Source organism: Staphylococcus sp. CoH_129_LAB_1 (assembly GCF_058191515.1).
The window spans coordinates 1-26628 of sequence record NZ_JBXWKZ010000033.1; the positions used below are offsets into that span (position 1 = coordinate 1).

Here is a 26628-nt window from a genome sequence, read left to right on the forward strand (position 1 = left end):
AAAAAGACAATTTCTATATTATTTCAATAGAAATTGTCTTTTTTCACTTATTCAGAAACTTTATGTCCCAGACTCTTGATTTTTATTTTTTGAATGCTTTAGTTTTAATATTTTTGTCTTTTAAAAACTTTTCAATCTTAGCTTGTTCCTTTCCATTTACTTTTTTACTATCATCTTTAATTTCGTCAATGTTTTTTGTTGATACTTTTTTTTGATCTATACTTTTGTTAATTGCTTGATCAATTTTTATATCCAAATTTTGATTAAATTTATTAGAATTTGATATATACTCACTTATTCTTAAAGTTTCTTTATTATAATCTTTAGGTAAGGTGTTGTTTTGAATATACTCACGAAAATTTTCATCATTATGTTTAATTAGATTATTTATTTTTTTCAATTTGTTGATCTCACTTTTATTTAGAGGTTCTTCAGAATCAACTTTGTCCTCATAGTATTCGCTAGCTTCTGAGAGCTCTTCATTTTTATCTAAATATATTTTTATCGATTTTTTAAGTTCATTTTCTGAAATCCGAGAGTTAATAATTTTTCTATCAAATATTTTATTAGGTATTGGCTTTTGAACTATTTTATCTGTTTCACTATCTTCTTTACTTTCTAAATTATTACAGCCTGTCAAAACAAGTGAAAAAATCAATAATCCTAAAATAAAAAATTTTTTCATTACAACTTCTCCTTTTTAAGGATAGCCATATCCCATTTTAAGTATAGAACTACAAAATTCAAGAAATATTTAGCAACAAAATAACCCATAAATCCTAATATAATACCTAATATGACTCCTTTGATTACTTCAAAGATATCATTCATACTAATTGTATCAAAACCATTTATGACTCCAATTACTAATAATATTATTGGAGACACAATCATAATAGGAACTGCAATAACATAGGCTAATATCAATGGTAAGAGTAATAAAAGAACGAAAAAGCTAAAAATTATTGAAATGAAATTAAAATTACTAAGACTCATAATAGAAAAAGCAGCTATGAATATATTTTTTATATTTTTTTCTTTTTCCACTTTGTTAATAGCAGTCATAGCATTGATTTCTTTTGATATCTTTACTGGGTCTCCTAATTTTTTTATAATTTCAGTATCATCTTTATTGTCTTTATAGCCACTAATAAAATGAGATTCATATTCATTTAAAATATCTTTTTTTTCATCTTTATCAACATTTTTCATTCTTTTTTAAGGATTTCAAGGTATTGTTCTTTATTCATGGATATCACTCTCTTTCATAAATGAGTTTATAGCTTCGGTGAAAGATTCCCACTCTTTTATTAATTCATGTAAACGTTTGTTACCTTTTACAGTGATACTATAATATTTTCGTGAAGGTCCTTCTTTGGAAGGCTTATAATAACTGTCTAAATAATTTTCTTTAACAAGCCTACGCAATAAAGGATAGATCGTACCTTCAGATATAATAATTTTATTAGTTATAATTTGAATCAATGAATAACCATATTGATCTTCTTGATTTATGATTGATAGAACTAATAATTCTAATGCACCTTTTTTAAATTGAACATTCATTAATTAATGCCTCCTCTAAATAGAATACGGAGTTATCGTATCACTACTATGCAATACATGATACCTGTTTTTAAATTATAGGTATAGAGTTAAGACATACTTTTTATAAACTTTTTATATCTTTCATTATTTTTTAATAAATTTCCATGAATACCTTCAATTTGAAAACATTTGGCGTAGAGAAAATATTTACAGAAAAACAATCGGGAAAGTCAGTAGAAAATAGACCCGTATTTCAAGAAGCACTTAACTTTGTGAGAATGGGCGATAGATTTGTAGTAGAATCGATTGATCGATTAGGTCGTAATTACGATGAAGTGATTCACACCGTTAATTATTTAAAAGACAAAGAAGTTCAATTGATGATTACTAGCTTACCTATGATGAACGAAGTCATTGGCAATCCATTATTAGATAAATTTATGAAAGATTTAATCATTCAAATATTAGCAATGGTTTCAGAACAAGAACGAAATGAAAGTAAACGTAGACAAGCACAAGGGATTAAAGTTGCGAAAGAAAAAGGTGTGTATAAAGGACGCCCCTTACTATATTCACCTAATGCAAAGGATCCTCAAAAACGCATTATTTATCATAGAGTTGTAGAAATGTTAGAAGAAGGCCAAGCAATTAGTAAAATTGCGAAAGAAGTGAATATAACAAGACAAACAGTATATAGAATTAAGAATGATAATGATTTGGTTTAATAAACTTTACTTTGATGTAAATGAGAGCTTCTCATAGCATCTCAAAACAGATTGATTAATACTACACGTTCGATAAGAATTGGGTATATCTAAACCTTCTCTAAAGTCTTCAATTTTAATTTTCATATAACCATTTAGATAAAGTTTAAAAAAACATAAAAGGATATCAGTAACGGTGATTATAAAACTAATTTTTACAATATACGTTATTTTTTGTAGCATAAAAGCATAATATTATTAAAAGGAGATTATTTAGTTGAATATAGTACCCATCTTTGCTTTTTGGTTTGTGTTGACTTTATATTTTATATTTCAAGGAGTATATTCTTTAATTTTTGGAGGCAAAATCTTAATTGCTTCTTTTTGGTATTTTTTAATTGGTTGGATACTCCTTAATATTGTTCTAATTACTTTTATCGTTATACGAAAAAGAAATAGAAAAAATATAACTAATCTATTATTACAACAATCAGATAATTCTAAAAAATCATATTTGAGTAAAGATAATCAATATTTTATTCAAACACCTCTATCATTAATTCATTCGCAATATATTCCGATATATGGGAATAAAAAGATGGCTTATAAGATCGTTTTCAACAATTTTTTTCAAAAATGGATAACTTTATTAGAAATATTCCCGATATTTTCATTACAGTTAAAATCAAAAGATTATTTGGTTGATATAAAAAGAGTTCACCCTTTATCTTTGCGGTATAAATACAAAGTTTATCTAAATGAAAAGTATATAGGGAAACTAGAACAACATAAACTATTCACAAAAAAAAGGATGAAAAACTTAATTTCTTACAAATTTACAACTAAAGATGGATTGTATACTATAGAAAATAAAAAATTCACTACTAAAACTACGGTAAAAGACAGTTATAAAAACACTGTACTATCAGCTAATAGAACTTTTTTTGATTTATTAAAAAAGAAGCAAACAAATATGCGTGGAGAAAAACATAAAGTTACTTTATCTCCATCTTTCGCTATCAATGAACTATGGTTAGCAGTGTACCTTCAATGTATATTAGATAAACAGCAAAAGAGGTAGGAAAAAGACATATGTAGTTATTCAATAGAAAATATATAATATTATATATGATTGTAAGCACTTTAGTATTCTTAATAGGATACATAATAGGGGAAAAACAATCTCCTATTATTGGTATTTCCTTAATTTTTATTTTCTTTAATCAAGATAAGAAGAAACTCGTTTCAAAACACCCTACGATTGACTCTTCTTTTTTTGAAAATAATTAGTCAATAAAATACCTGAAATAGCGCATGCTACTCCACTAATAAGTCGAATGATCCAAATATTCATAGGAGCATTTTCTAAAAGCATTAATACGACATTTCCTACAAAAACAGAAATACAAATTACTAATAAAATTTTCAAACCAGACATAAATTACTCCTTTTAAATTCTCCTCCATTTTTTATAAAATAGTTATTTTACATAACCATTTACACTGTATGATAGTTAAATAATTAAGGAGGAATTAAAATGAAAATAACAAATTTATTATTATTAATCGCAATAATTATGGCTTGTGAATTTTTAATCTTAACTCTTTTTATGGACTTACCAGATAGCGTGATTTTGCTACACAGTATAATTTCTATAATTGTATTTATACTACTAAAAATCATACACACAAAAATATACAAAACTGAAGGATAAACACAATTATTGCTTTATTCCAATTGCTTTATTGACGTTGAGCCTCGGAACCCTTAACAATCCCAAAATTTGTCGAATGGTCGGCTTAATAGCTCATGCTATGCCGACATTCGTCTACAAGTTTAGTTAAGGGTTCTTCTCAACTTCAATAAATTTTCTCGGCATAAATGCACACCCTAATCAAAGAAATTCATTAAAGTCATAATAAAAGTTAATAAACAAGCAATTAATATAACTAACTTACCTTTTTCTGTCTTTTCATTTCCTTTTCTATATTCTCTCATTACAAACAACCAAGAAAGAATAACTAAAATTCCAAAAATAATACTTATAATTTTCATAAAGTCAGTCACTCCTTTTTAAATAAACTTTATCACAAGAGTTATTAAAATTTTAAATATCCCTATTTGCAATTTTAATTTTAAGGTATTTTTTAGAGGATTTAAAAATATTTATAGAATAATAAAAAAGTTAAAAAGTAATAGGATTTGGGTAAAAAAATCAATCCTATTTATAGGATTGACGACGACTGAAGCCTATGAAATCAACAAAAATAATAGGATTTAGACAATTCAAAGAGGTCTTGTAACAATTGTAAATAGTATGCAATATTAAAGGTTATAACATCGATCAATTTTCATTTAATATTAACTATAAATATTGTTATATCAATGTTTATGATGATTTTAAAAGAAGTAATTAATCAAGACAAGAAGAAACTCGTTTTCAACTCGTTTCAAAACCTAAAATCAAAACCAATTAAACTTCTCTTATTTTCTCTTAACCTCTTTAGTCTCTTTCTTAAAAAACATATCATAAACAAAAGATAGTATAGCTAATATAAAACCTAATGTTACTAAGCCATTTAAATTATTATTTTCGTAAATATTTATTAATCCTAAATTTCCAAGTTTACTCCAATATTTATTTAAACTAATATTCCAATCCATGTAATTTAACACAGTCGCTACTAAAAAAATAATCAAGATAATAATAATAACGTCTTTAATCGCCTTAAAAAACTTATTTTTAATACTTACACCTCCATAATTCTTAAAATAATATAATTTCTTTATTCTAAATGCTTTATTGACGTTGAACCTCGGAACCCTTAACAATCCCAAAACTTGTCGAATGGTTGGCTTAATAGCTCACGCTATGCCGACATTCGTCTCCAAGTTTAGTTAAGGGTTCTTCTCAACATCAATAAATTTTCTCAGCACAAATGCGTGTTCTACTTTTTGTTTTTATCTCCTTTCAAAACATAAGCAAGTAGAGTCATAAGTATTGCAAAAAACAATGCAGAAATAAGATTTGGATATACATCAAAATCAAGTATTGGAATTACCAAATCAAGTAATGAATTTAAAATAAAAAAAGATGCGAAGAAATATACGAAATATAAAACAAATTTCAAAATTAAATCTCCTTTTCTAATTCTAATAAAATTTTATCATAAACATTATTTAAATTTTAAATACCTTTATTTGCAATTTAAAGATACTTTTTAGAGCATTTAGGGGTGTTATGTATATCTATTTTAACCCAAAACTATGTAATAGCTCTTAAAACGTAAATGAGAACCAAGTAAATATGTTTTAATTTCAATTTCAAAAACAAAAACTAGAGCAATTATTTCAGTTGAACACTATAATTACAAAGGGGTTAAAAATAAAAAATAACGCTAGCTTTTTGCTAACGTTATTCCAAGTGTATAAAATATATTAAGTCAAAATTAGTCTTCTTTTTCTTTAAAACCAATTTCTTTCATTTTCTTCTCAGTTTTCTTCATACTAATGCTTGTCCCTTTATTACCAGCAATATTAACAATACCTTTAGATTTTAAAGTATCAATATCAGCCTTTTCAAAATCTACATCTAAAGTTTCTACGAATCCTTCATCATTCTCTTTAGTAGAGTCCTTTACACCTTTTACGTCTTGCATTTTTTCACTTTGTCTCTCTATTGCTTCCTTAACTCTTTTTTTAGATGTATCATCAGAAATACCAAAATCACTATATTTCAAAGTACTTACAGATTTTTGTTTAATTATTCTGTCCCCTTTATATGTATAAGTTACCTCTACTTTCACATTATCTTTTTTTCCAACAAATGTTTTAGTTTTTTCATTCCCACAAGCAGATAACGTAATTAAAACAACAATACTTGCTACTAAACCAATAATTTTTTTCATAATTTAATCTCCTTTATTTTAATAATACATAAAATATCATACATCCTTTTCCCTAAATATATAACACTTAAATTAATTAAAAATATATTAGATTTAATAAGAGCTAATTAAATACATTTTAATTTCAAAAACAAAAATCTGAGCAAAACCAGTGACGAATTTTTAGACACTGCCCATCTATATGCAAATTAAAAATTGGCTCCAAATTCTTTGTAAGAGCATAATGGTATGAATTCAATAGGTTAAAAGAGCTTTTATTATACCAATTAGATGGTGAAACATTAAAAACAAATGTATTAATGTATACTGAAGAAGAAATTGATAATTATTTAGGAGAAGATTTATATCCAGAAAGTCCTATAAAATTATTGACTCAATTAGTTCTACATAGGGTGAAGAAAGAACATTACACTAATTCTATGAAAATAATAAAGGAAAATAGAGATATAGATGTATTCTAATATTGATTGGATCATTTCAATTAATATTATTAAATAAACAGTTAACATAAGTAATGATTATGAGTAGTATCTCTGTATAACTTATTCATTTCTTTGATATAGTGTTTCTTCAATTTCAGCTATTTTTTCTAATATATCTTTAATATCGCTTTTTGAAAATTCATCAATATGATCACCTTTTTTAAATTAATTACTTCAAATACTTTTTATATTCTGTATAACTATAAGGATCTTTTAATTTTTTATCATTTACATAAACAGTTGGCGCCTCTTTAACTTTTTTATCTTTATAAAGTTTTATATCTTTCTGAGCATCCTACTAAAATAAAAACAAGACATATTATTAAAATTACGTTACTCTTTTTCATATTTTTTCCCACAAAATATATAGCACATCAAATATTTTAATATTTGATGTGCTATGGTTTAATCTTATATATTCATTATAATATTAAAGTATAAATATAAAGAATATAAGAACAACTACTATATTAATAGGTAACAATGTGAAGCACATTTTTTTTGCTTTTTCCTGTAGTGAGTATTTTTTACTTAAATCACGTTCAATAAAAAACGTACTTCCAATTAAGATAATAAATAATAAAATATAAAGTAAAAGACTTTTAATCACTAAGTTTGTCATTGGAATTGCAAAAATAAATAAGATAGTTGCTTGACTTATAGTGAAAAAATATTTATCTACTAATTTTTTCATCTTTTCACCTACGCATGATTACAAGCAATAGATCCTCTAGCATATAACGCTCCCATTCCTGCTATAACTCCCCAGCCAACAGGTCCGTCAACTCCTAATGCTGCCATTGCTCCTAATGTAGCTGTAGTATGAGCAAAACCAGTTACAGTTATAGCATCGCAAGCATCTCTATTACTCGTACTTGTACTATTTTTTTTTGTTGTTTTTCAACTTCTTTTTTAAAAGCTACTAAATTTTCTTTCGCTTTTTTACCATTTTTTCCCTGCATAGTTTTATTATATTGATTCACATAGTTCTCAACATCATTAATTGTAACATCTAAATCAGAATTACTTAGTTCATTCTTTAAATATTCTTTATCAATAATTTGTAATTCACCATTATCATTTCTTTCGAGATTATCATAAATAATATTGGCTATATTTTGATTGATTTTGTAATCTTCTTGATTAGCCTCCTAATATTTTTATATTTAAACCTTAACAAAAAATCATATTCTATTTAAACATCTAATTTACATTTTTTATTATTTATTTATAAAATTTTATAATGATGGCTAGCAATTAGCCACTATTTTTTCGTCAGAAAAAATCCTAAGGGGCTTGGAGATGTTCCCCCAACAAGCCGGAGACACTACCATGTATGTGGCTAGAAAAGCCAGTACTCCAAACCACTATATTACTTAAATAACCTTTGCATGTTTTATATGCTTAGGTTACGTTAAGTAATAACTTTCGAAGAAAGCGTGGTGAGAATGAATGAGTGAACGAGATACATTTGTGGTTAGCGACGATACTCTTAGGAAAAACCGAAAACCTAACCGCAAGGAGCCACATGGGATAAGTCGAGAGAAAACGCCTAATTGATTAAATAAAAGTAGAGATATGAGAGAAGTTCAAAGTGAAAAGTACGATCAAGATTTAGAATATGATCGAAAAGGATTTTTAAAACAACTTGAAAAAGATTGAGAAGAATAAAGAAAAGCTTAAAGAAGGAGAGATTTAAATGAATATAAAGAAATTTTTTGTGTTAATAATGGGTTCTCTTTTATTTTTTTCATTAACTGCTTGTGGTAACTCTACAGAAAAATCAAAAAAGCAAACTTCTAATAAAAATGAACTACCAGCAATACCTAAACAAGTATTTTCATCTAGTAAAATTAATGAAAATATCAGTAAAAAAGAAATTAAAAAGAATGTTTCAAAATATTTAGATACAAATCATGCTTTGATTGAAAATATTGAAAGTTTACGTAATAAAGATAACTTAAATAAAAATGAGTTAAAAAAATTAAATTCATTAACTGAAATGAATGATAAAAATGATAGTAATTTTTCTAATTTTATTCAAAACAATAATTTACCAAATGGATATAAAGATGGAGTGTTTAAAACTAAAGATTATATAACAACTGCTAATCAGTACTTAAAAAAATTGAATACACAAATACAAAAAGTAAATAAAAATTCTAATTCAGATAATCTATCTACAAAAGATATTGATAAGATAAATTCAATTAATGAACAATATAAAAAAGACGTAAATGGAAAAAAACAAAAAGAAGTAGAAACATTTTTAAAAGATAAAAATATAAAAACTAAAGCATTTAACTAATAAAATACTTAGTTGATTTTTGAGTGATTAAAATTTTATACACGAATGTGATCATAAAGTTTTAGAACGAATTTGCGTCCACCTTTTATTTTTTATATAAATAGTCACCAATAAATTCTACTAAAAAATGAATAATTGTACCTAAAATAATAGCTAATAAACAAAGTAAGATAATACTATATTTGTCGCTTAATGAAAATAAAAAATACAATAAAATCAAAATTACAACTAATGTCGTTTTAAAAGTGTTTTTAAAAGTCTTTTTATCTATTTTCCTCATCTCCTTCTCTAAATTTAAATTAACAAAAAATAATATTTACATAAATGAATTTTTTTATTATCAGTCTATAAAAGTTCTATATTCAATAAAAAGAAGAATCAAAAACCAACCATTAGTATTATTCTAATGGCTATTATCTTGGTCATTTAAGCTATTTAATGTTTATTTTACTAACAGAATAAATCTATATAATATTAACTAATAAAAATAGATAATAAAGTGTCAGATCAATGGTATATAAAGGAGGAATAAACAGTAGTAAAGAAAAGACTTAAACGCTGTTAAATCACTGTTTAAGACTTTTAATTTGTTTGACATAATCAGTGATTTATAGAAAGTTATTTCGTATATTATATATATTTTAAGCCTGTTGTTGAGACATTTATTGAAAATATTGCTTATAATGAAACCCAATTAATAAACATTAACAGCTATATTTTTATTTATTAATTTGATGATTTGAAACTATGAGTGGCTAGTAAAGATGAAAAAGTACTCTTAAACTTTGATGTTATAGGTTTTTTACGTTTTTTTTATGCTTTTTTGTTTCTGTGGGAATGATAGCGCTCAATCGGCATGGTTGACCACTTTTCATACTAACTTTTAAGTTTGTATATAAATGGACAGTGTCTAAAAAATTATTCACTGGTTTTGCTCAAATTTTAGTTGGTGTACTTAAAATACAGTTATTTGACTCATATTTACGTTTTAAGAGCTTATAAAAAAATGTATGATTTACCCCTAAATCTTTAAAATACTCCTTAAATTTCAAAATAAAGGTATTTAAAATTTTAAAAATGAAAAAAGCTACTAGTGAAATCAAGCAAATCGTGAAGAATTGGAAAAAAAGAGAAGATTAATCAAGCTCGCCATCTTAAAGAAATGTATCTCTAAATAAAGTAAGAATCGATAAGTGGGTATGCAAACTTATCGATTCTTTTATATACTTTCAAAGGGTTGGAGTCTATTTAAAGTGGTATTAAGCTCATTAAAAAGGTGCGTCTCTTCTCGAGGAGAGACGCACCTTTTTTATCTGTAAGGGTTTAGAAGAGTTGTTTGTCTTTAGGGAAGACATCGTCGCCTAGTGCGCGTTGTGCTAGGATGTTCAAGTAGTTCCATGGACGGTTAAAGTCTGGTTGGAAGAAGAAGTCGACTAATGCAAGTTCTTCTAATGTCCAGCCTGCATTGACTGCAACCGATAGTGTGTTGATAGACTCTACTAAGTCTTCCGTACTCATAATTTGTCCGCCTAGAATGCGATGTGTATCTTCATCGAACATGATTTTAAGGTGAACTGTTGTATCGTCTTGACGGAATTTAGGACGCACAGGTACTTCGATATATTTTGCTCCTAAGTTGCCGTCGTAACTGTCTTTTTCTGTTTCATGTACGCCTGTTTGACCGAATTTGTAATCGAATAAAGAAAGACCAGATGTGCCTGACACGCGTGGCATCTTCATGTCTTTGCCTGCCATGTTGCGTGCTGCTACGTAACCTTGACGACGAGAGTTAGTTGCAAGTGCAATATAGCGGTCTTCGTTGATAGGCGCGAATGGAATAAGCGTTGCGTCGCCACTTGCATAAACGTCTTTTTCTGATGTTTCTAAGCGGTTGTTGATTTTGATAATGCCTTTTTTGCCGAGTTCAACTTTGCCATCTAACCATTCTGTTGCAGGTTTAACGCCGACAGCAAATAATACTGTATCTGCTTCGTATTCACCGTCATCTGTGACTACGGCTGTAACATTGTTGTTATCGTCTGCTTTCAAGGCTTTAACGCTCGCATTTCCTTTGAATTTTAAGCCGTGTTCGGCAATGTTTTTCTCTAAAATATCTGTAAATTCTTTATCTAAATAAGTGTTGATAATACGATCGTGGTCATCCATAAGTGTTGTATCGATGCCGGCTTTGGTAAAGGCTTCGGCTGCTTCGATACCGATATAACCGCCGCCGACTACAATGGCTTTCTTCGCATGTTGCATGCGTTCTTTGATTTTGCCAGCCCAATCTTCACCACGCATAAATAAGACATTATTGTAATCGTTGATGCCATTAATTGGTAGTTCGTTTGGTACAGCCCCTGGGCTTAAGAATAATTTATCGTAAGAGACTTCTGAAGTGTTGCCATCTTTTTTAATAGTCACGGTTTTATTTTGGGTATTTAAATCCGTCACCGTTGTTTGAAGATGCAAGTTCACGCCTTGTTCTTTTAATGATTCTGCATCTGCATAATGCAAGGATTGTAATGATGGTGCAACATCTTCTAAATAACTTTGAATACCGCAAGATAAGAATGAAGGTGCCTCGGCACTTTCAAATACTTCGATTTCCGCCTCTGGATCTGATATTAATAATGTTTCGATTGCAGCATAGCCTGCATGTGATGTTCCGACTACTACGTATTTCATAATAGTGAAGTCCTCCTTTGGTTGAGCATTTCCGCTCTTCTTTATCTATTTTAAAAGTTGATTTAATTTTCTTCACATTTGTATTTACCCTTCAGAAGGCGTTTTATTCAATAGAGTAGGGTAATATGGGCAGTGTTAATAAAATTGTTATAATTGCGGTCATTTTGGGACATTTGCTATTTATTTTACTAACAGAATAAATATACAATATACTAAAGAATGAAAACAAATGAAAACGTGTCAAATCAACGTTTAATCCTCTGTTTATAGTTAACATAAATGTAGGGGGCTAATAGATAAATGATAACTTTTATATACCAACTTATTTTATTTTTTATAATTATAGGAACGTATGCTTTAATGCGTGGAGAATATATGGGTATTGAATGGAATTTTTTATTATCTATGTATGGCATGTTCGTTGGATACTTGGTAATGTTCTATTTTTCGGTTTATACTAATACTGACTTTAGTAGAAGAACAATAAAAATAATAGCAACAATTAGTATTATTTTAATGACTATCATCTTAGTTATTTTAGGACATTTGCTGTTTATTTTACTAACAGAATAAATATACAAAGCGAGAATATTCTTCTTAATATAGCTAATACAGATAAGATTAATCAAATAACAACTAACAATTTTACTTTATTATTCTGATCACTTATTTGAGAACTGGGTGTTTTTTTAATGAAGAAAATTAAGTTTTATAAAACAGCATGATATTTTAGGTACTATACTTTATATAATAATTATGCTAATAAGCGCAGTAGTGATATACAATGTTCATTTATACTTTTAAAAAAAATTAAAAAAATAATTCATGGAGAATGTTCTTTTTTGTTAAATTTATACCATTGTATAAATATCATTTGAAATAAAAAATGCTTGAATTCTTATCATCGTCTCTTTCCAATAATATGGATGAATAGAAAATTCCATTTTGCTATACGAGACCTTATCAATACGTCTATTTTCATTATTACTTTCTTGTTATTGTTTTTATTTGGTTTTTGTCTCTGTGTACACGCGACCATACAGTAAATAATAACTAGTTACTAAAAAATTGCAGGCAAAAATATACAATATTGACATTAAAAATACAAAATGGGAATCGGCTATGTTTGGAATTATTATATATTCTATAATTTTTTGTATATATATCAACGAAGCAATAGCCTTCAAAATAATAATGACTATTCTTTTATCATATTTTAACCACTTGGGAGAGAATCTCATTAGTAATACACTTAATATATGCATAGTTGAACAAACAAGTAATGTTATAAAACCGATATACCAATATTTATCTAAATAATATTGATGTTCAGCGGCTACAAAAAAATATAAATTATAAAAAGTTAGATATGAGACATAGAGACTTAATATATTTACTATTAAATATCGCTTCGCTTTATTTATGGGATTATCAATTTTCTTTTCAAAAAATTGGAATAGTCCAAGCAAATTAACAACAAATGCAAGACCTGTAGTAATGATTAGATAATTAGGTGTTCTTTCAAGTGTAAGATCAAATTGATATTGTATATATGAGAAAAATATAAACAATAATGAGAATATATTTATTACTTGTATTGCTGGTTTTCTTAAACGATTTAATGATTCTTCCAATTTATTCAGCCACCTTTATGAAAATATTGAACTGATTGATGTCCCAAAATGTTTTACATTATTATGCTATCAGACACTAAATTTTTGAAACTCTTCTATATATCAAAATTTCTTATAACACTCATTTTTTTCATTAGCTTTATCCTTAACAATATCACTAGCAGATTTACCTCTGAAAAATTTCTATTCAGATAAGAGTAATATACCTGTACGACTACTAAATCTAATCCCGCTCCTATTGGTCTACCAATACTTGCTCCTATAGAAGTTGAGAACTATGTTGATACATTTGAGAACCTTTTAATTAATATATGTAACCTTTTGATAATATGAATTTATGAATAATAAAAAAGGAGAGTTTTAGATATGAAGCAATATATGTTATCAAAAGTATTGTTAAGTGTATCTATTGTAACAGAGTCTGTTGTAGCTCCAATAGTAGTATCTAATGCTAATCAAATTCATGCAGCTGACAAACAAGATGGTATTAGTAACTTAAATCCAAAAAATAAAAGTGTTCTACATTTATCTATTACCGATAGTAATATTACTTGTAAAATAGATGATAATGAAATTTTAACATTATCAGATGGTAAGACGACAAAACAAATTGGGATAAATGTGCTTTAGGTACAGCTGCTGATGCTGTTATTGACGGCATATCTGGTGGCGCTACTGGTGCTATAGCTTCATGTTTCTAAACATGTTCTTTCTCAATTAAGGAAAAATGAAGGAGTTCAGTCAATGCAAAGATTGGGTGGCGGCAATGCTAAAAATGAAGAAATATATTTAGATATTGAAGAGTATGGCAATATTTTAGAAGTAAAAGAGTCTCTTACAATTTAAAAATTGTAGAGACTCTGAATGTAAACTTGAGATTAGTTAGCATATCTACTAAATAGTAATTGATTTGTAAAATATTCTTTAGGTTCAATTGTTTGTTTAATTTTACCTGTTTCTTTTAACCATAATTGTAAATCATTGTAAAAGTCAGAACTCATTGATAAATCGTTAGTGAAACATTTAGCGGTTGCTTGTATTGTAGATTTATTTAAATCATCGCTTACATCTGTATTTGTATATGAAGAGTAGATATGAATTGCCTCTTCAAGATTAGTTTTAATGTATTGAATTGCTTTTTGTATAACTTTAATAAATGTTTTGATTTTTTCTTCTTCAGAGTGTAACTTATCAGGGGTAGTGATAAAAATTAATTGGCAAAAGTCAGGAACATTGTAATCTTTTAATGCGAAATAATCGACATTTAATCCTTTACTTTTGGCTTCTAAAATTTCAAAATTTTCAAAGATAAGTGTTGCGGCATCTGCTTTATCATTTAATAATGCATCAGTATGATAAAAACTATTATTTACTGGTATAATATCACCATCTGTATATTGAGCACCATCAGTTTCAATCATGGTTTTTGCAATAGCAATACCACCAAGACCTGGAGCTCCTGGGTACTGGAGACGTTTGCCAATTAAATCTTTTGGTGTTTTAATACCTTTATCTTTTTTATACATTATACCGCCATTGGTATGTAAGAATCTTGCAAAGCCTACAACATTTTGGTTAGATGCTTTATCTTCTACTAAATGGATAGGTTCTGTAATTGCGATATCCATTGTACCTTTTTCGATTTCATCTAAAGCATCAAAATGTTCTTCAGGTTCAATCATCTCAATCTCTAAATTTTGTTCCTTAAACCATCCTTTTTCTATACCTAAAATTAATGGCATGTGATCAGGATTTAAAAACCATTCTAAACCAACTCTTAATTTCTCCATAAAAAAATCCTCCAATAACTCAATTTTCTACGCAAAAAAGTGAATACTGAAAGACGTCAAGTAATATGTAAGTCACTTTCCTACGATGGTACTAACCAACAGGTTTAAGGGTTGAAAGTAAGTACTTTCTCTCAGCAATCAATCGCACCCCTAGTGAATATGTTGTTATATACATTTAACATAACATATATTCTAGGTTAATTAAATCTGATATTTTGTTTACATTTACTTTATCAGGTTATTTCATTTGTATATTTATATCATTTTATCAATCATTTCATAATGTGTAAGATAGATATATTTTGAAGTAATTAAGTAAAAAATAAACAAATTTTTCAATTTAATTTAAAAATTTAAAAAATTCCGTGAAATATATTTCGTTTTTTAGTAAACTGTCTACTAAGGAAGAAAGTAAGTAGTGAGATATTGTCTGATTTGAAGCCATACCTCACGTCTAAATTAAAAATAAGGGGATGACAGTAGATTATGGATTTACTAATTGGCACGTTGTTTTTAGTTTTAGTCTTAGTGATTTTTACGTTATTTACATATAAAGCACCTAGTGGTATGCGTGCGATGGGAGCTTTAGCCAACGCAGCTATTGCGACATTTTTAGTAGAAGCTTTTAACAAATATGTAGGTGGAGAAGTATTTGGTATTAAATTTTTAGAACAACTAGGTGACGCTGCGGGAGGTCTAGGTGGTGTCGCTGCTGCTGGGTTAACTGCCTTGGCTATTGGTGTTTCACCTGTGTATGCATTAGTTATTGGAGCTGCTTGTGGTGGTTTAGACTTACTTCCAGGCTTCTTTGCTGGGTATATTGTAGGTTATCTTATGAAATATACAGAAAAATATGTTCCAGATGGTGTAGATCTTATTGGTTCAATCGTTCTTCTTGCACCACTGGCACGTTTAATTGCGACGGGTTTAACGCCAGTAGTGAATAATACATTACTAAAAATTGGTGACATTATTAAAAGTAGTACGGACACAAATCCAATTATAATGGGGATTATTCTTGGAGGCATTATTACCGTTGTAGGTACAGCACCGTTAAGTTCAATGGCTTTAACCGCATTACTTGGTTTAACTGGCGTACCAATGGCAATTGGTGCTATGGCTGCATTTAGTTCGGCATTTTTGAATGGTACGCTTTTCCATCGTTTAAAATTAGGCGATCGTAAATCAACAATTTCAGTAAGTATTGAACCGTTATCTCAAGCTGATATTGTCTCTGCTAATCCGATACCAGTGTATGTGACAAACTTTTTTGGAGGAGCTGCTGCAGGTTTAATTATCGCTTTATCTGGTATGATCAATGATGCAACAGGTACAGCGACACCAATTGCAGGATTCTTAGTGATGTTTGGTTTTAATAGTCCAATGAAAGTGATTATCTATGGTGTTGTAATGGCCATTGTAGGTGGTTTAGCAGGCTTCCTTGGTTCTCTTGCATTTAAAAAATATCCAATTGTTACAAAACAAGATATGATAGATCGTGAAGAAAAAAGAAAAGTTAAAACAGCATAAACATGAGTTACTTCTTTGTCAAAATATGGCAAAGAAGTTTTTTTATTATCCATTTTAAATTTATATGTTCTTCTTTTTGTGTAATAATATAATAAAAAGTTACACATTATGTGTATTGGGTTTTAAATGTTAAATTTCTGACAAAGGAGTGGATCAAGATGCAAAATTTAAGAAATAGAAATTTTTTAACATTACTTGATTTTTCAAAAAAAGAAATGGAATTCTTACTTAATCTCTCTGAAGATTTAAAACGTGCAAAATATGCTGGAATTGAACAACAAAGATTAAAAGGAAAAAATATTGCTTTAATTTTTGAAAAAAATTCTACTCGTACACGTTGTGCTTTTGAAACAGCTGCATATGATCAAGGCGCACATGTCACTTATCTTGGACCTACGGGAACGCAAATGGGTGTGAAAGAAACACCTAAAGATACGGCACGTGTTTTAGGCGGTATGTATGACGGTATCGAATATCGTGGCTTCTCTCAACGTACCATCGAGGAATTTGCCGACTATGCAGGTGTTCCTGTTTGGAATGGTTTAACAGATGAAGATCATCCAACACAAGTCCTTGCTGATTTCTTAACTGCAAAAGAGGCGTTAGGTAAGCCGTATGAAGATATTCATTTCACATATGTGGGAGACGGACGAAATAATATGGCCAATGCGTTAATGAAAGGGGCAGCAATTATGGGGATGACGTTTCACCTTATCTGTCCGAAAGAGTTAAGACCTAAAGATGACTTACTAAAAACATGTCAGTCACTGGCAGATAAAAATGGTGGCAAAATCTTAGTGACAGATGATATTGATGAAGGTATAAAAGGGTCAGATGTAATTGCTACGGATGTATGGGTGTCAATGGGAGAACCTGACGACATTTGGGAAGAACGTATTAAGTTATTAGAACCTTATCGTGTAACCAAAGAAATGATTGAAAAAACAGGGAATCCACATACCATTTTTGAACACTGTTTACCTGCTTTCCATAATGCAGAAACAGAAATTGGTAAACAAATTAAAGAAAAATATGGTTTGAATGAAATGGAAGTCACAGATGAGGTCTTTGAAAGTGATCGTTCTGTTGTCTTTCAAGAAGCCGAAAACAGAGCACATACGATTAAAGCAGTAATGGTGGCAACTTTAGGCGAATAGAGAAAAAGGGGGACCTATGGATGTCTAAAATCGTAGTAGCATTGGGTGGTAATGCTTTAGGAGAATCACCGAAAGAACAATTAGAGCTTGTAAAAGGTACAGCTCAATCATTAGTCGGTTTAATCAACAAAGGATATGAAGTGGTCATTAGTCATGGGAATGGACCACAAGTGGGAAGTATTAATTTAGGGTTAAATTATGCAGCGGAACATGAACAAGGCCCGCCTTTCCCATTCCCTGAATGTGGCGCAATGAGTCAGGCGTATATCGGTTATCAGATGCAAGAAAGCTTACTTAATGAATTACATGCACTAGGGATTAATAAAGAAGTCGTGACACTTGTGACACAAGTCGAAGTAGCAAACGATGATCCAGCGTTTCAACATCCAACGAAACCTATTGGACTATTCTATACTAAAGAACAAGCTGAAAAAACAAAAGAAGAAAAAGGATATACTTTTATGGAAGATGCAGGACGTGGGTATCGTCGCGTTGTGCCTTCTCCTCAACCTATTAACATTGTTGAACTTAATAGTATTGAAACACTTATTAAACATGGCACGCTTGTGATTGCAGCGGGTGGCGGCGGTATCCCAGTTGTTAAGGAACAAGGTCGTTATCAAGGTGTCGATGCAGTCATTGATAAAGATAAGACAAGTGCATTACTAGCTGCACACTTACAATCGGATCAATTGATTATTTTAACGGCTGTTGATTATGTTTATATTAATTACGAAAAAGATAATCAAGAAGGACTAGGTGACGTCACAGTCGATGAGATGAAAGGCTATATTGCGGATAATCAATTTGCAAAAGGCAGTATGTTGCCAAAAGTAGAAGCAGCTCTTCAATTTATTGAAAAGAATCCAAAAGGTAGTGTATTAATTACCTCTTTATCAGGTTTAAATGATGCGTTAAAAGGTAAGATTGGTACACGTATTACAAAATAAATAGCTATATTAAATCGCTTGAGCCTACTATATGTATTTTACATATGTAGGCTCAAGTTTTTTTATAAGGTATTCAAATATTTAATAGTCACAAGTTATACTTCGGGTTGTCTGAGGTTAGACTCACAGACCATTTCATTTTAAAACATCCTTTGATTTAATCAAAGAATAATGTAAACTTATAAACATATAAAGTTTACAATTATGAGTTTTATTAGTGTATTTTAAAAGATAGGAGTGACAAACATCATGACATTAAATCTAGCAGAACGTGTATTGAATGGAGAAGCGTTAACTAAAGAAGAGTGTCTAAGTCTATTTCAAGACGATACGATTGATACGTTTGAATTATTAAATGAAGCTTATATAGTAAGAAAGCATTATTATGGTAAAAAAGTAAAACTTAATATGATTCTCAACGCGAAAAGTGGCATTTGTCCGGAAGATTGTGGTTACTGTGGTCAATCTGTCAAAATGAAAGAAAAACAGCGTTATGCTTTAGTAGATCAAGAACAAATTAAAGCAGGGGCACAAGTCGCGACAGACCATAAAATTGGGACGTATTGTATTGTAATGAGTGGACGTGGTCCTTCGAATAAAGAAGTAAATCATATTTGTGATACGGTAGAAGATATTAAAGCTATTCATCCCCAACTTAAAATCTGTGCGTGTTTAGGTTTAGTTGATGATGAACAAGCAACACAGTTAAAAGAAGCAGGTGTTGATCGTTACAATCATAACTTAAATACAAGTGAACGTTACCATGAAGAAGTCGTGTCAACGCATACATATAAAGATAGAGTGAATACAGTGGAAGTGATGAAAGAACACAACATCTCCCCTTGTTCTGGCGTGATTTGTGGGATGGGAGAAACAGATGAAGATATTATCGATATGGCGTTTGCATTAAAAGAGATTGATGCAGACAGTATTCCTGTTAACTTTTTACATCCAATTAAAGGAACGAAGTTTGGTGGATTAGATTTACTATCTCCAATAAAGTGTTTACGTATCTTAGCAATGTTTAGATTGATTAATCCTACAAAAGAAATTCGAATTGCGGGCGGTCGTGAAGTAAATTTACGTTCACTACAAGCAACAGCACTTCAAGCAGCTAACTCTATTTTTGTCGGAGATTATCTTGTGACAGGCGGACAACCTAATGAGCTTGATTACCAAATGATTGAAGATATGGGATTTGAGATAGACGGGTAGTGAACATATTATAAAACACCTTCTAGCATTTTTGGTTAGAAGGTGTTTTATTTAATATCTATTTTTCAGTATTTTTTCTTGCTTTGTACGCATGAGTTGCTGCTGCGCCTGCTTTTTGAGAAGCTTCTGTGGCATTTTCATTGGCTGCTCTAGCGCTATGTGCCGCTCTTTCTGCCCATATTGCAGATGCTTGGGAATTGGATGCTGCTAATTCTGACGCGTATTTTGCTGCTTTAGCATCTACACTTGTTTGAGTAACAGTAGAAAGAATTTGTTGTTGTTGTCCTTCCATACGTGCTTGATGAGATTCTGTTTCATATAAATTAATGGCTTCTTTCAAAGTATCAGCACGTTGGTTATATATGAATAAAGAATGAACCATTCTATTAATTCAGATGGATTAGTCGCGATGAGTTTTAAATAAGGACGTAGTGTATGACTTTGGTTTAATTTGTAGAAGATTTTAGTGAAATAGCAATTTAATAATTTTTCATCGTTAGTGTATGATTGACCAAATTCAATACGTTCATATTGGGCGATTATCGTTTGTGGTGTTTTATTTAAACTACTGAGTTCTGTAATGATTTCGTGATATATCATGTCATTCACCTCCGTTTCTCACATTGGAAACTAAAGGCGCCTGACAAGGCGACTTCTTTTATTTTTAGGAAGGTAGGGAGTTATAAAAGAGAGAAGTAAGCATAAAGCAAAAAAACGCCCCCTTACCGATTGAGGTAAGGGGGCGCGATATTAAGGTTTGTTTAAAATGATATAAAAAAAGTCTCTCGCAATTATGCGAGAGACTTTTTTGCAGTTTTTTACATAAATCCAATCAATTTCATCCATAATGAGCCAATGCCTAGCCAAATAACAAGATAAACAAGACCTAAAACGATATTCATGAGCCACCAACGTTTTTGTGTAATGTAACCCGCTGAATAAAGAATAGGGGCAGGACCACTACTATAGTGTGTTGTTGATGCCATTAAGTTACCGAAGAAACCAAGCATGAGTGCACTAAATAATGGTGGTGCGCCAGCTGCAACGGCAACGCCGAGTAATGCTGCATACATTGCGCTGACATGAGCTGTTGAACTTGCGAATAAATAATGTGAATAGAAATAGAAAATCACTAATATCACAAGTACTATAGGCCAACTAAAGCCATGTAAACTATGAGCAATGGTTTTACTTAACCAAGGAATAAAGCCGAGTTGATTCAATTGATCTGCCATCATGACAAGTACTGAGAACCATACCAATGTATTCCAAGCGCCAGTCTCATTTAAGATGTCTTTCCAATTTAATACGCTAGTTAAAAGTAAAAGTGATAATGCGATAAATGCAGTAAGCGTCGCATCGATACCAATAAAGCTACCAGTTACCCATAGTAATAAGGCAATAGCGAAGATCACCATCATAAATGCTTCGGCTTTTGAGATATGACCCATCTCAGATAACTCATGTTCCGCCCATTTTTTAGCATCTGGCGTTTCTTTAACTGTAGGTGGATATATTTTATATATAATAAAAGGGACTACAATGAGTGAAATTAAACCAGGAATTAAGGCAGCTAGAAACCAATCCGTCCAAGTTAAATGTATATGTGCTGTTTTGGCCGCTAAGTCTTGTGCAAGTGGATTACCTGCCATTGCAGTTAAGAACATTGCTGCGGTAATTAAATTTCCATGAAATTCTGTAAATATCAAAAATGCGCCCATTTTACGTTCAGTACCTTCTTTTGGCGTTGAACCAAAAGAGGTTGATAAGGATTGGATAATTGGGAACATAATACCACCAGCACGTGCAGTATTACTTGGTGTAGCAGGTGCTAAAATTAAGTCAACGCCAACAAGAGAATAGGCTAATCCAAGGGTCTTTTTCCCAAATAATTTAACGAATTGTAAGGCGATACGACGTCCTAGCCCTGTTTTTACAAACCCTCTAGAAATAAAAAATGCCATTGCAATGAGCCAAATACTTGAATTACCAAAGCCTTGAACGGCTGTTTTAATATCAACGACGCCGAGGAGTACAGTGAGAGTAAATCCGAGTATAGAGACAGCACCAATCGTCATTGGTTGTGTGATACATCCGATAATGGTTGCGACAAAAATCGCAAACATAAACCATGCTTGTATATTTAAAGATTCAGGTCTAAACGGTGCAAGTAAGGCAATAATTCCCCCAACAATAATAGGAAGTATAAATTTTTTATACTTAATTGAATGATCCATAAAGTAGCCTTCTTTCCTGATAACACTTTTATACATGTCTAGAATAGTCCCATTCTTTAAGAATGTACAGACTAATATTAAAAAAATAAACAGAAGAATGTAGAGGAAAAATTTAAGTGTACTGTAGCCAATTGTGCAGTAATTGGCTACAGTACACTTAGAATAACATTAATTATTTTATTCGCTATCTTTAATATCAGTGATGAACATATGACCTGGTGCATGTGTAATCATAAGTTCTGGTTTAGCATCAAGTGCAACGGATTGTGGAGTTACGCCACATCCCCAAAAGACAGGCACTTCATTAGGATGAATAGTGACGGGTTCTCCATAGTCAGGAACATTAATATTTTGAATGCCAATATGTTCAGGATTGCCGATATGGATTGGCGTGCCATGTACATGTTTAAAATGTGAGGTTATCTCAGTAGCTTTAATAGCTTGAGACATTGTCATTGGACGCATACTGACTGTAATATTCCCAGCAAATTGTCCACTCGGCTGGGCTGGTATGGTTGTTTGATACATTGGTACATTATGTTCTTCTTCAATATGTCGTACGGGAATGTCTGATTCTAATAACGCATGTTCAAACGTAAAACTGCATCCAATTAGGAAGCTAACCATGTCTTCAGTATATAAGTCAGAAATCTCATCACGTTCTTCAATTAATTTGCCTTGTCTATACACACGATAACGTGATACATCGGTGCGAATATCTGCTTGTTGACCATAATAAGGAAATGAAGGTGAACCGATTTCAGACACATCCAATAGTGGACATGTTTTTGGATTTCTAAAACAAAATTTCAAAAAATCATAAGCATATGTGGATGGCAAAATAACGACGTTTGCTTGGATATATCCTTCAGCCATCCCACTTGTATGATGTGTTAATTGACCTTCACGGATTAATTGGCGTAAGTATTCTGGTGATTGATGTTTGGTGTCCATCATGCATACCCCCTTGTTTTTTACACAGTACAATATATGAATATATTAATTATTTATCTGTCTGTGACCCACTTGATGTTTCCTCGTCTTTTTCGCGTTTTTCGAGTGGAATAGAGTAATCTTTATCATCCTTAACATATGACATTTGGAAATGTTTTGTATGTTCTCGTCGTAAGGCACGCATAATTGAAATAGTCATTAAAAGTAAAATAATTGAAAATGGTAAACCAGTAACGACAGAAGCTGTTTGCAAGCTTGTTAATCCCCCTGCTATAGTCATTGCTACTGAAATAGCCCCAATAAGTAAACCCCAAATGACTTTGTGTTTTATTTTTGGATTTTCACTGCCTCCAGTAGCCATTCCAGCAACAATATGCGTTGTTGAGTCAGCACTTGTGACAATGAATAAAAAGATTAACAAAATGGCAAGGCCACTTGTAATATCAGATAATGGAAATTTTGATAATAATTCAAATAAAGCAACCGTATAATCTTTATCTACAAGACTAGCAATTTTATCGCCACCCATAGCAATTTTGATAGCCGTACCACCGAAACCACAAATCCAAACAAAAGAAATAAGTGGTGGGACAACTAGTACACACAAAATAAATTCTCGAATGGTACGACCGCGTGATACACGTGCAACGAAACCTCCAATAAATGGTGACCAAGAAATGACCCATGCCCAATAAAAGACAGTCCATTGTTGAATCCAAGCATTGTTATTGGTATACGGATCAATACGTAAACTATATTCGACAAAGTGTCTTATGTAATCTCCAATAGCAAGTGTATAGGATTCAAAGATAAATTTTAAATCCCCAAATATGAGCATGAAGATAAGTAAGAGCGCACCTAAAATAATATTAAGGTTACTCAGCCATTTCACGCCTCGTCCTAGACCTGTAATACCAGAACCTATGAAGATAATCATCATTAAAAGCGTAATGGAAATTTTAGTAATATTGTTATTTGGAACATGGAAGACGTGATTTAATCCTCCACTGATTTGCATAATACCTAGTCCGATAGATGTGGCAATCCCCATCACAGTAGCAATAATAGCTAAAATATCAATCACATTTCGTATAGGACGTTTATAAGCTTCACCAAAAACAGGTTCCATTGCAGTTGAAATTAAGCCGTCACGTTTTTTACGAAATTGGAAATATGCAACAATGAGGCCAGCCATTGCAAAAATAGACCATTGTGAAATGCCCCAATGAAAGAATGTATAACCCATTGCAAGACGTGCAGATTCTGGTGATTGATCTGGCACTTTTCCTGGGAAAGGAGAGTGAAGATAGTGTGTCAGTGGTTCTGCAACTCCCCAAAAGACAATACCAACACCTAAACCAGCCGAAAATAACATGCCAAGCCATGAAATGAACGAAAATTCAGGTTCTTCATCATTATCTCCTAGTTTAAAACGACCATATCTTGAAATAGCTAACGCAATGAGAAAAATATCTAAAATAAATATAATTAGTAAGAAGAACCACCCAAAAGAGTTAGAAATTAAGTCGTATATGGTTTGAGCTTGTGTACCAAATGTCTTAGGAAATATACCAGCAATTGCAGTGATAATAATAATAATAGACACTGAAATGATATAAACCAATCTGTTATTTCTTTTACTTTTGTCATTCATGAATCAATTAAGTCATCCCTTTATAAATTAGTTGTTTTGATTATACATATAATTGTGAATATTTTCAAAATTCATTTTAAATGCTTTTATATTATTTTTAGATTATTTAACATTAAGGTCGAAAACTTTTCCAAAATGTAAAATGGCATAAATTTTAAAAAGTGAAATGCTATAATTAAAATGAAATGAAGAAGAATTCACAGAAAAGAAGGTATATCATGTCAAAATATGTCATTACAAATGGAATAATTTACACAGAAGCACAAGTGATTAATAAAGGATATATTGTGATAGAAAATGGCAAAATTAGTGATATTCAAAAAGGTAATTATGCGGGTGATTTAAAACAAATCGACGTTAAAGGGAAGCACGTATTACCAGGATTTATTGATATTCATATTCACGGTGGTTACGGTGAAGATGCGATGGATGCATCATATGAAGGATTAAATCATTTAGCTAAAAAATTATTATCTGAAGGGACAACGACATTCTTAGCTACAACAATGACACAATCAGATGAAAATATTGAAACAGCTTTGAAAAATGTCGTCACATGTTATCAGCATCAAACGATAGGTGAAGCGGCAGAAATTGCTGGAATTCATTTAGAAGGGCCATTTATTTCAGAATACAAAGTGGGTGCCCAAAATCCTAAATATGTACAATGCCCATCAGTTGAAAAAATTCGTCATTTTCAAGATATTGCAAAAGGATTAATTAAAATCATTACATTTGCGCCAGAAGTTGAAGGTGCTCATGATACATTAAATGCATTACGCGATGACATCATCTTTTCAATGGGACATACGGTCGCGACATACGAAGAAGCAAATGAAGCAGTAGAACGTGGTGCGAAACATATTACGCATCTTTATAACGCAGCAACACCTTTTGAACACCGTAATCCTGGAGTTTTTGGTGCAGCCTGGACCAATGAAAGTTTAAATACTGAGATTATTGGAGATGGTATTCATTCTCATCCTGCAGCTGTAGAGATTGCGTATAAGCAAAAAGGAAATACGCATATGTATTTGATTACAGATGCTATGCGTGCTAAAGGTATGAAGGATGGCGAGTATGATTTAGGTGGTCAAAATGTCATTGTCAAAGGTAAAGAAGCACGTTTAGAAAGCGGTGCGCTCGCAGGCAGTATTTTAAAAATGAATGAAGGGCTGCGTAATTTAATTCAATTTACGCATGATAGTTTAGATCATTTATGGCGTGTTACAAGTTTAAATCAAGCTATTGCACTTAACATAGACAAACAAAAAGGAAGCTTAAGCATTGGGAAAGATGCAGATATTGTCATTGTAGATGACGAGATTCGTGTTGATACAACGATTAAAGCTGGTATGATACATCAATTTTAAGACTACCCGCATCGTAAAAAGAAATAATGTTGACGTGCGTCATTTTTTACGTTTACATATATGTGATTGAGTGTATATATAGAATAAATCTACATAATATGTGAATTTTGAAGTAAAGGAGGCGTGAAAAATGCAAAACGATTTACGATTTCCTAGTGCAAAGAACTTCTTTACTACTTTAGGATGGGTATCAGTGATTGCATTATTAGCAGTTATCGTAGTAAATGCGTTATACAATAGTTCGTTTAAAAGTTGGTCAGATATTAGTGTGAAGTTCACACAAAATGATTTGATTTTCTTAATTACTTTCGCGATTATTGCGATAGTCTGTATTATTATGTCATTATTTTTAAAATTATTTAAACATTCATAGAAAGTAAGTAAAGCTAAATAAAAAGGACAAGATTCGATACAGTATCTCGTGGACTGACCCCAATTAGTGGGAATGATATAAAAACACTTTCGTTGAATTCATATTAAAATGAATCATGCGGAG

Annotated in this window: 29 protein-coding genes, 2 pseudogenes and 1 riboswitch; of the genes and pseudogenes, 11 read left to right on the forward strand and 20 right to left on the reverse strand. The window is 30.7% G+C overall.

Annotated elements, in window-relative coordinates:
* Positions 1 to 82: 82 nt before the first annotated feature.
* Genes AC2FB1_RS09350 through AC2FB1_RS09360 form a run of 3 tightly spaced genes read right to left on the reverse strand, consistent with a single transcriptional unit; the run spans position 83 to position 1566 of the window.
* A complete protein-coding gene (locus AC2FB1_RS09350; RefSeq protein ID WP_262618701.1) occupies positions 83 to 685 on the reverse strand; it encodes an NDxxF motif lipoprotein in 603 nt (200 codons plus the stop codon).
* Complete coding sequence (locus AC2FB1_RS09355; RefSeq protein ID WP_490674961.1) at positions 685 to 1212, reverse strand: HAAS signaling domain-containing protein; 528 nt, start codon at positions 1210 to 1212, stop codon at positions 685 to 687. Before AC2FB1_RS09355 ends, AC2FB1_RS09350 begins: the two co-directional genes overlap by 1 nt.
* Before the next feature lie 30 nt (positions 1213 to 1242).
* On the reverse strand, positions 1243 to 1566 hold the full coding sequence (locus tag AC2FB1_RS09360) for a PadR family transcriptional regulator (RefSeq protein ID WP_490674962.1): 324 nt from the start codon (positions 1564 to 1566) through the stop codon (positions 1243 to 1245).
* A 146-nt stretch (positions 1567 to 1712) separates the two neighbouring features.
* Here AC2FB1_RS09360 and AC2FB1_RS09365 point away from each other — a divergent pair, with 146 nt between their 5' ends.
* Positions 1713 to 2273, forward strand: a complete 561-nt coding sequence (locus tag AC2FB1_RS09365) for a recombinase family protein (protein ID WP_490674963.1) — start codon at positions 1713 to 1715, stop codon at positions 2271 to 2273.
* A 42-nt stretch (positions 2274 to 2315) separates the two neighbouring features.
* Here the strand turns inward: AC2FB1_RS09365 and AC2FB1_RS09370 are convergent.
* Positions 2316 to 2405 (reverse strand): annotated as a pseudogene (locus AC2FB1_RS09370) (replication initiation protein); the annotation flags it as partial.
* Between the two features lie 124 nt (positions 2406 to 2529).
* Between AC2FB1_RS09370 and AC2FB1_RS09375 the strand changes: the two are divergent.
* On the forward strand, positions 2530 to 3333 hold the full coding sequence (locus AC2FB1_RS09375; RefSeq protein WP_490674965.1) for a hypothetical protein: 804 nt from the start codon (positions 2530 to 2532) through the stop codon (positions 3331 to 3333).
* 174 nt (positions 3334 to 3507) lie between these two features.
* Here the strand turns inward: AC2FB1_RS09375 and AC2FB1_RS09380 are convergent, their stop codons facing one another.
* The 7 genes from AC2FB1_RS09380 to AC2FB1_RS09410 form a co-directional block, all read right to left on the reverse strand.
* Positions 3508 to 3690: a hypothetical protein gene (locus AC2FB1_RS09380; RefSeq protein ID WP_302339099.1), complete on the reverse strand. Its 183-nt coding sequence runs from the start codon at positions 3688 to 3690 to the stop codon at positions 3508 to 3510.
* Positions 3691 to 4142: 452 nt separating this feature from the next.
* On the reverse strand, positions 4143 to 4307 hold the full coding sequence (locus AC2FB1_RS09385; RefSeq protein WP_490674966.1) for a hypothetical protein: 165 nt from the start codon (positions 4305 to 4307) through the stop codon (positions 4143 to 4145).
* 429 nt (positions 4308 to 4736) lie between these two features.
* Positions 4737 to 4916, reverse strand: coding sequence for a hypothetical protein (locus AC2FB1_RS09390; protein WP_242230316.1), 180 nt, complete (start codon positions 4914 to 4916; stop codon positions 4737 to 4739).
* 284 nt (positions 4917 to 5200) lie between these two features.
* The gene (locus AC2FB1_RS09395) at positions 5201 to 5383 is read right to left on the reverse strand and encodes a hypothetical protein (protein WP_242230315.1); all 183 of its coding nucleotides are present in this window, start codon (positions 5381 to 5383) and stop codon (positions 5201 to 5203) included.
* Positions 5384 to 5701: 318 nt separating this feature from the next.
* On the reverse strand, positions 5702 to 6160 hold the full coding sequence (locus AC2FB1_RS09400) for a DUF1307 domain-containing protein (protein WP_242230314.1): 459 nt from the start codon (positions 6158 to 6160) through the stop codon (positions 5702 to 5704).
* A 912-nt stretch (positions 6161 to 7072) separates the two neighbouring features.
* Positions 7073 to 7336, reverse strand: a complete 264-nt coding sequence (locus tag AC2FB1_RS09405; protein ID WP_490674967.1) for a hypothetical protein — start codon at positions 7334 to 7336, stop codon at positions 7073 to 7075.
* A 148-nt stretch (positions 7337 to 7484) separates the two neighbouring features.
* Positions 7485 to 7625 (reverse strand): hypothetical protein, encoded by a 141-nt coding sequence (locus AC2FB1_RS09410; RefSeq protein WP_490674968.1) that lies wholly within the window; start codon positions 7623 to 7625, stop codon positions 7485 to 7487.
* Between the two features lie 716 nt (positions 7626 to 8341).
* Between AC2FB1_RS09410 and AC2FB1_RS09415 the strand changes: the two genes are divergently transcribed.
* A complete protein-coding gene (locus AC2FB1_RS09415; RefSeq protein WP_490674969.1) occupies positions 8342 to 8950 on the forward strand; it encodes an NDxxF motif lipoprotein in 609 nt (202 codons plus the stop codon).
* A gap of 1323 nt (positions 8951 to 10273) precedes the next feature.
* Here the strand turns inward: AC2FB1_RS09415 and AC2FB1_RS09420 are convergent.
* A complete protein-coding gene (locus AC2FB1_RS09420) occupies positions 10274 to 11638 on the reverse strand; it encodes an FAD-dependent oxidoreductase (protein WP_490674970.1) in 1365 nt (454 codons plus the stop codon).
* A 300-nt stretch (positions 11639 to 11938) separates the two neighbouring features.
* Here AC2FB1_RS09420 and AC2FB1_RS09425 point away from each other — a divergent pair, with 300 nt between their 5' ends.
* A complete protein-coding gene (locus tag AC2FB1_RS09425; RefSeq protein ID WP_490674972.1) occupies positions 11939 to 12211 on the forward strand; it encodes a hypothetical protein in 273 nt (90 codons plus the stop codon).
* Between the two features lie 431 nt (positions 12212 to 12642).
* On the opposite strand, the gene AC2FB1_RS09430 is transcribed toward AC2FB1_RS09425, so the two are convergent.
* Positions 12643 to 13272 carry a DUF5079 family protein gene (locus AC2FB1_RS09430; protein ID WP_490674973.1) on the reverse strand — a complete coding sequence of 210 codons (630 nt, stop codon included), beginning with the start codon at positions 13270 to 13272 and terminating at the stop codon, positions 12643 to 12645.
* A gap of 366 nt (positions 13273 to 13638) precedes the next feature.
* Here AC2FB1_RS09430 and AC2FB1_RS09435 point away from each other — a divergent pair, with 366 nt between their 5' ends.
* Positions 13639 to 13902: a hypothetical protein gene (locus AC2FB1_RS09435; protein WP_490674974.1), complete on the forward strand. Its 264-nt coding sequence runs from the start codon at positions 13639 to 13641 to the stop codon at positions 13900 to 13902.
* 248 nt (positions 13903 to 14150) lie between these two features.
* Here the strand turns inward: AC2FB1_RS09435 and AC2FB1_RS09440 are convergent, their stop codons facing one another.
* A complete protein-coding gene (locus AC2FB1_RS09440) occupies positions 14151 to 15062 on the reverse strand; it encodes an ABC transporter substrate-binding protein (RefSeq protein ID WP_490674975.1) in 912 nt (303 codons plus the stop codon).
* A 60-nt stretch (positions 15063 to 15122) separates the two neighbouring features.
* Positions 15123 to 15224, reverse strand: a riboswitch (TPP riboswitch).
* A gap of 323 nt (positions 15225 to 15547) precedes the next feature.
* A pseudogene (locus AC2FB1_RS09445) lies at positions 15548 to 15631 on the reverse strand (hypothetical protein); the annotation flags it as partial.
* Here AC2FB1_RS09445 and AC2FB1_RS09450 point away from each other — a divergent pair.
* From AC2FB1_RS09450 to bioB, 4 genes are all read left to right on the forward strand, one after another.
* On the forward strand, positions 15591 to 16592 hold the full coding sequence (locus AC2FB1_RS09450) for a PTS sugar transporter subunit IIC (protein WP_490674977.1): 1002 nt from the start codon (positions 15591 to 15593) through the stop codon (positions 16590 to 16592). The pseudogene AC2FB1_RS09445 and the gene AC2FB1_RS09450 sit on opposite strands and share 41 nt — an antisense overlap.
* A 158-nt stretch (positions 16593 to 16750) precedes the next feature.
* Positions 16751 to 17749: an ornithine carbamoyltransferase gene (gene argF, locus AC2FB1_RS09455; protein ID WP_490674978.1), complete on the forward strand. Its 999-nt coding sequence runs from the start codon at positions 16751 to 16753 to the stop codon at positions 17747 to 17749.
* Between the two features lie 20 nt (positions 17750 to 17769).
* A complete protein-coding gene (gene arcC, locus AC2FB1_RS09460) occupies positions 17770 to 18699 on the forward strand; it encodes a carbamate kinase (protein WP_490674979.1) in 930 nt (309 codons plus the stop codon).
* A 249-nt stretch (positions 18700 to 18948) separates the two neighbouring features.
* Positions 18949 to 19914, forward strand: coding sequence for a biotin synthase BioB (bioB, locus tag AC2FB1_RS09465; protein ID WP_490674980.1), 966 nt, complete (start codon positions 18949 to 18951; stop codon positions 19912 to 19914).
* A gap of 58 nt (positions 19915 to 19972) precedes the next feature.
* Here the strand turns inward: bioB and AC2FB1_RS09470 are convergent, their stop codons facing one another.
* The 5 genes from AC2FB1_RS09470 to AC2FB1_RS09490 form a co-directional block, all read right to left on the reverse strand.
* On the reverse strand, positions 19973 to 20296 hold the full coding sequence (locus AC2FB1_RS09470; RefSeq protein WP_490674981.1) for a hypothetical protein: 324 nt from the start codon (positions 20294 to 20296) through the stop codon (positions 19973 to 19975).
* Positions 20251 to 20514 (reverse strand): hypothetical protein, encoded by a 264-nt coding sequence (locus AC2FB1_RS09475; RefSeq protein WP_490674982.1) that lies wholly within the window; start codon positions 20512 to 20514, stop codon positions 20251 to 20253. Before AC2FB1_RS09475 ends, AC2FB1_RS09470 begins: the two co-directional genes overlap by 46 nt.
* A 218-nt stretch (positions 20515 to 20732) precedes the next feature.
* Entirely contained in the window at positions 20733 to 22151 is a 1419-nt protein-coding gene (locus AC2FB1_RS09480) for an anion permease (RefSeq protein ID WP_490674983.1), read from the reverse strand.
* Positions 22152 to 22328: 177 nt separating this feature from the next.
* Entirely contained in the window at positions 22329 to 23105 is a 777-nt protein-coding gene (locus tag AC2FB1_RS09485; protein ID WP_490674984.1) for a putative hydro-lyase, read from the reverse strand.
* A gap of 49 nt (positions 23106 to 23154) precedes the next feature.
* The gene (locus tag AC2FB1_RS09490; RefSeq protein WP_490674985.1) at positions 23155 to 24759 is read right to left on the reverse strand and encodes a BCCT family transporter; all 1605 of its coding nucleotides are present in this window, start codon (positions 24757 to 24759) and stop codon (positions 23155 to 23157) included.
* Between the two features lie 218 nt (positions 24760 to 24977).
* Here AC2FB1_RS09490 and nagA point away from each other — a divergent pair, with 218 nt between their 5' ends.
* Together nagA and AC2FB1_RS09500 are read left to right on the forward strand one after the other, a co-directional pair.
* Positions 24978 to 26132 (forward strand): N-acetylglucosamine-6-phosphate deacetylase, encoded by a 1155-nt coding sequence (nagA, locus tag AC2FB1_RS09495; RefSeq protein WP_490674986.1) that lies wholly within the window; start codon positions 24978 to 24980, stop codon positions 26130 to 26132.
* A 130-nt stretch (positions 26133 to 26262) separates the two neighbouring features.
* Positions 26263 to 26505 (forward strand): hypothetical protein, encoded by a 243-nt coding sequence (locus AC2FB1_RS09500; protein WP_490674987.1) that lies wholly within the window; start codon positions 26263 to 26265, stop codon positions 26503 to 26505.
* Positions 26506 to 26628: the final 123 nt, after the last annotated feature.

Coding starts and splice junctions, on each gene's coding strand:
- AC2FB1_RS09365 (WP_490674963.1), top strand. CDS start 1,713: ATGAATACCTTCAATTTGAAAACATTTGGCGTAGAGAAAATATTTACA.
- AC2FB1_RS09475 (WP_490674982.1), bottom strand. CDS start 20,514: ATGATATATCACGAAATCATTACAGAACTCAGTAGTTTAAATAAAACA.
- AC2FB1_RS09380 (WP_302339099.1), bottom strand. CDS start 3,690: ATGTCTGGTTTGAAAATTTTATTAGTAATTTGTATTTCTGTTTTTGTA.
- AC2FB1_RS09420 (WP_490674970.1), bottom strand. CDS start 11,638: ATGAAATACGTAGTAGTCGGAACATCACATGCAGGCTATGCTGCAATC.
- AC2FB1_RS09425 (WP_490674972.1), top strand. CDS start 11,939: ATGATAACTTTTATATACCAACTTATTTTATTTTTTATAATTATAGGA.
- AC2FB1_RS09350 (WP_262618701.1), bottom strand. CDS start 685: ATGAAAAAATTTTTTATTTTAGGATTATTGATTTTTTCACTTGTTTTG.
- arcC (WP_490674979.1), top strand. CDS start 17,770: ATGTCTAAAATCGTAGTAGCATTGGGTGGTAATGCTTTAGGAGAATCA.
- AC2FB1_RS09405 (WP_490674967.1), bottom strand. CDS start 7,336: ATGAAAAAATTAGTAGATAAATATTTTTTCACTATAAGTCAAGCAACT.
- AC2FB1_RS09440 (WP_490674975.1), bottom strand. CDS start 15,062: ATGGAGAAATTAAGAGTTGGTTTAGAATGGTTTTTAAATCCTGATCAC.
- AC2FB1_RS09490 (WP_490674985.1), bottom strand. CDS start 24,759: ATGAATGACAAAAGTAAAAGAAATAACAGATTGGTTTATATCATTTCA.
- nagA (WP_490674986.1), top strand. CDS start 24,978: ATGTCAAAATATGTCATTACAAATGGAATAATTTACACAGAAGCACAA.
- AC2FB1_RS09415 (WP_490674969.1), top strand. CDS start 8,342: ATGAATATAAAGAAATTTTTTGTGTTAATAATGGGTTCTCTTTTATTT.
- argF (WP_490674978.1), top strand. CDS start 16,751: ATGCAAAATTTAAGAAATAGAAATTTTTTAACATTACTTGATTTTTCA.
- AC2FB1_RS09435 (WP_490674974.1), top strand. CDS start 13,639: ATGAAGCAATATATGTTATCAAAAGTATTGTTAAGTGTATCTATTGTA.
- AC2FB1_RS09480 (WP_490674983.1), bottom strand. CDS start 22,151: ATGGATCATTCAATTAAGTATAAAAAATTTATACTTCCTATTATTGTT.
- AC2FB1_RS09485 (WP_490674984.1), bottom strand. CDS start 23,105: ATGGACACCAAACATCAATCACCAGAATACTTACGCCAATTAATCCGT.
- AC2FB1_RS09355 (WP_490674961.1), bottom strand. CDS start 1,212: ATGAAAAATGTTGATAAAGATGAAAAAAAAGATATTTTAAATGAATAT.
- bioB (WP_490674980.1), top strand. CDS start 18,949: ATGACATTAAATCTAGCAGAACGTGTATTGAATGGAGAAGCGTTAACT.
- AC2FB1_RS09390 (WP_242230316.1), bottom strand. CDS start 4,916: ATGGATTGGAATATTAGTTTAAATAAATATTGGAGTAAACTTGGAAAT.
- AC2FB1_RS09400 (WP_242230314.1), bottom strand. CDS start 6,160: ATGAAAAAAATTATTGGTTTAGTAGCAAGTATTGTTGTTTTAATTACG.
- AC2FB1_RS09500 (WP_490674987.1), top strand. CDS start 26,263: ATGCAAAACGATTTACGATTTCCTAGTGCAAAGAACTTCTTTACTACT.
- AC2FB1_RS09385 (WP_490674966.1), bottom strand. CDS start 4,307: ATGAAAATTATAAGTATTATTTTTGGAATTTTAGTTATTCTTTCTTGG.
- AC2FB1_RS09470 (WP_490674981.1), bottom strand. CDS start 20,296: ATGGTTCATTCTTTATTCATATATAACCAACGTGCTGATACTTTGAAA.
- AC2FB1_RS09360 (WP_490674962.1), bottom strand. CDS start 1,566: ATGAATGTTCAATTTAAAAAAGGTGCATTAGAATTATTAGTTCTATCA.